This is a genomic window from Allostigmatella hybrida (assembly GCF_020103775.1).
Taxonomy (GTDB): domain Bacteria; phylum Myxococcota; class Myxococcia; order Myxococcales; family Myxococcaceae; genus Hyalangium; species Hyalangium aurantiaca.
The window spans coordinates 1-1,346 of the sequence record NZ_JAHXBH010000073.1; the positions used below are offsets into that span (position 1 = coordinate 1).

Annotated in this window: 1 protein-coding gene; it reads left to right on the plus strand. The window is 59.6% G+C overall.

The genetic code is table 11. From position 1 onward, the window contains the following. Window positions 1-69: 69 nt before the first annotated feature. On the plus strand, window positions 70-1,299 hold the full coding sequence (locus KY661_RS37065) for an ISAzo13 family transposase (protein WP_225414678.1): 1,230 nt from the start codon (window positions 70-72) through the stop codon (window positions 1,297-1,299). Window positions 1,300-1,346: the final 47 nt, after the last annotated feature.

Genomic DNA, 1,346 nt, shown 5'->3' on the forward strand with positions numbered 1-1,346 from the left:
GGAGGCTGGAGGAAATAACTTTTCCACTTTCAGTTGTTGAACCAATGAACTTGGCAACGAGGAAAGCGGATGGACGAGGAGGCATCGCTAAAAGCCATCCAGAGCAAGTATGAGGCCTTGCGCGCTGGCATGAATGAGGCTGTCCGCCGAAGGTGGGCGGCAGCGGAAGCCAGGGCATTGGGGCCCAGAGGAATCCGTCTTGTTGCTCAAGCGACGGGATTGTCGCTGCCGACGGTTCGACGAGGAATGAGGGAACTGAGGCAAGGCATCCCGCTGGAGGTATTCCGCGCACGTCGGCCCGGAGGAGGTCGAAGGAAACTGACGGCAAAAGATGCGACGCTGCTGGCAGACCTTGAAGCCTTGGTGGACCCGGCAACTCGTGGGGATCCCACCTCACCGTTGCGTTGGACGTGCAAAAGCACGTTGAAGCTCGCAGAGGAGTTGCGTCACCAAGGCCATGGCCTGAGCGCTCATACGGTGGGCGAGATTCTCCACCGACAGGGCTACAGTCTTCAGAGCAATCGAAAGACCCGTGAGGGTGCACAACATCCGGACCGCAATGCGCAGTTCGAGTACCTGAATGCCCGGGTGAAGGAGTTCCAGGGGCGCGGCTCACCGGTCATCTCCGTAGACGCGAAGAAGAAGGAGTTGGTGGGGGACTTCAAGAATGCCGGGCGAGAGTGGAACCCCAAGGGGCAGCCACCTCGGGTGCGCGTCCACGACTTTGTGGACGAGGAACTGGGCAAGGCCCTGCCCTATGGCGTCTATGACGTGGGAGCCAACGAAGGCTGGGTGAGCGTCGGGGTGACGCATGACACCCCCGCCTTCGCGATCGCGACCATTCGGACGTGGTGGCTCGAGATGGGGAGTGCGCGCTATCCGAAGGCGAAGGAGTTGCTCATCATCGCCGATAGTGGTGGCAGCAACAGCGCCCGCGCCCGCCTATGGAAGGTGGAGTTGCAGCATCTGGCGGACGAAATGGGCATGCGGATAGCCGTCAGCCATCTGCCACCTGGTACCAGCAAATGGAACAAGATTGAGCATCGGATGTTCTGCCACATCACTCACAACTGGCGCGGGCGACCGTTGGAAAGCCGAGAAGTCATTGTCAATCTGATTGGGGGCACGACGACGGCCAAGGGGCTCCACATTCAGGCCAGCCTCGATATGTCGAACTACCCCACGGGCATCAAGGTACGCGACGAGGACATGAAGGCGTTGAACCTTGAATGCGCTGACTTCCATGGGGAGTGGAACTACATGATCCTTCCCAAGGCCCCGAGTCCTCCATCACGATAGGCAATGTGCAGCCGCGAAAGGGGAAAAGTTATTTCCTCCAGCCTCCT

What these genes read in the sequence shown, in the direction of transcription:
- KY661_RS37065 (WP_225414678.1), top strand. Translation starts at nt 70, where the DNA reads ATGGACGAGGAGGCATCGCTAAAAGCCATCCAGAGCAAGTATGAGGCC.